The following is a 2,662-nucleotide window of genomic DNA, read 5'->3' on the forward strand; positions in this document are numbered from 1 at the left end:
CGTTTGAATCTGCCGGCACCATCCGGTAAGGCTAAATACTCCTGAGAGACCGATAGTGAACTAGTACCGTGAGGGAAAGGTGAAAAGTACCTTGAATAAAGGGGTGAAATAGAACCTGAAACCGCACACCTACAAGCGGTCGGAGGCACCTAGTGTGCTGACGGCGTGCCTTTTGCATAATGAGCCTACGAGTTACTCTTCACTAGCAAGGTTAAGTCATTAAGTGATGTAGCCGGAGCGAAAGCGAGTCTGAATAGGGCGTATAGTTAGTGGAGGTAGACGCGAAACCCGGTGATCTACCCATGACCAGGTTGAAGTTGCAGTAACATGCAATGGAGGACCGAACCAGTTGACGTTGAAAAGTCTTTGGATGAGTTGTGGGTAGGGGTGAAAGGCCAATCAAACCGGGAAATAGCTCGTACTCCCCGAAATGCTTTTAGGAGCAGCGTGGAGGTTAAGTCTAACGGAGGTAGAGCTACCAATAGGACTAGGGGGAGTCAAATCCTACCAAATCCTGATGAACTCCGAATGCCGTTAGATATACTCTGCAGTGAGGGCATGGGTGCTAAGGTCCATGTCCGAGAGGGAAAGAACCCAGATCTACAGTTAAGGTCCCAAAATATATACTAAGTTGAACTAAGGCGGTTCAGTTGCCGAGACAGCCAGGATGTTGGCTTGGAAGCAGCCATTCATTTAAAGAGTGCGTAACAGCTCACTGGTCGAGCGACAGAGCATCGATAATAATCGGGCATCAAGTATATTACCGAAACTTAGAATTGTAATTTATTACACTGGTAGGGGAGCATTCTAATCTGCGTTGAATGCGTGGCGTAAGCCATGCTGGAGCGTTTAGAAAAGCAAATGTAGGCATAAGTAACGATAATGCGGGTGAGAAACCCGCACACCGATAGACTAAGGTTTCCACGGCAATGCTAATCAGCCGTGGGTTAGTCAGGACCTAAGGCGAACCCGAAAGGGGTAGTCGATGGACAATGGGTTAATATTCCCATACTACCATACTCAGTGATGGGGTGACGGAGTAGTGAAAGCGCTGCGTGCTGACGGAATAGCACGTTGAAGGGTGTAGTTATAGAGACAGTAGGAAAATCCGCTGACTTTGATGAACCTGATAGTACAACAATCCTTCGGGAGCGTTGATATGCGCCTAATCAGACTTCCAAGAAAAACCTCTAAACTTATGGGTTTGGTACCTGTACCGTAAACCGACACAGGTAGTCAAGGAGAGAATCCTGAGGTGCTCGAGTGATTCATGGCTAAGGAACTAGGCAAAATCGCCCTGTAACTTCGGGAGAAGGGGCGCCCGCAGCAATGCGGGCCGCAGTGAAAAGGCCCAGGCGACTGTTTAACAAAAACACATGGCTTTGCGAAATCGAAAGATGATGTATAAGGCCTGACACCTGCCCGGTGCCGGAAGGTTAAGGGGGGGCGTTATCCTTCGGGAGAAGCGCTGAACTGAAGCCCCGGTAAACGGCGGCCGTAACTATAACGGTCCTAAGGTAGCGAAATTCCTTGTCGGGTAAGTTCCGACCTGCACGAATGGTGCAACGATCTGGGCACTGTCTCAGCCATGAGCTCGGTGAAATTGTAGTCGCGGTGAAGATGCCGCGTACCCGCAACGGGACGGAAAGACCCCATGAACCTTTACTATAGCTTCACATTGGTATTGGGTAAATGATGTGTAGGATAGCTGGGAGGCTTTGAAGCTGTGTCGCTAGGCATGGTGGAGCCATTGTTGAAATACCAGCCTTTATTTATCTGATGCCTAACCCTATATGGGGACATTGTGTGGTGGGTAGTTTGACTGGGGTGGTCGCCTCCAAAAGAGTAACGGAGGCTTTCAAAGGTACCCTCAGAACGGTTGGTAATCGTTCGTAGAGCGCAATAGCATAAGGGTGCTTGACTGTGAGGCCAACAAGCCGATCAGGTACGAAAGTAGGATATAGTGATCCGGTAGTTCCGCATGGAAGGGCTATCGCTCAAAGGATAAAAGGTACTCTGGGGATAACAGGCTGATCTCCCCCAAGAGCTCATATCGACGGGGAGGTTTGGCACCTCGATGTCGGCTCGTCACATCCTGGGGCTGGAGAAGGTCCCAAGGGTTGGGCTGTTCGCCCATTAAAGTGGCACGCGAGCTGGGTTCAGAACGTCGTGAGACAGTTCGGTCCCTATCTGTTGTGGGCGTAAGAAATTTGAGAGGCTCTGACTTTAGTACGAGAGGACCGAGTTGGACGAACCTCTAGTGTACCGGTTGTGGTGCCAACTGCACCGCCGGGTAGCTACGTTCGGTGAGGATAAGCGCTGAAAGCATCTAAGTGCGAAACCCTCCTCAAGATGAGATTTCTTTTAAAGGTCGTTATAGACGATAACGTCGATAGGCTGCAGGTGTAAAGGCAGTAATGTCAAAGCCGAGCAGTACTAATTACCTGTAAGCTTTTTATAACAGTGCAAGTTTTCTTTCTTTCATGACACAATGTCAAATCTATTATTTAGTACTTAGTACGAATATTTAGATAAATGACTTTACGATATTAAAAATGTAATAGACATAAGTCTAGAAACTAGAATGTATTAATCTAGTATTTCATTAAGACATTATGGTGACTATTGCGAGGGTGTCCACCTCTTCCCATTCCGAACAGAG

1 rRNA gene (cut by a window edge) is annotated in these 2,662 nt (G+C 48.2%); it reads left to right on the forward strand.

Annotation, left to right across the window (positions count from 1 at the left end):
• Positions 1-2,460 (forward strand): 23S ribosomal RNA (locus BUB99_RS19830); it begins 417 nt to the left of the window's first position.
• Positions 2,461-2,662: the final 202 nt, after the last annotated feature.

Source organism: Reichenbachiella agariperforans (assembly GCF_900142205.1).
Lineage (GTDB): Bacteria > Bacteroidota > Bacteroidia > Cytophagales > Cyclobacteriaceae > Reichenbachiella > Reichenbachiella agariperforans.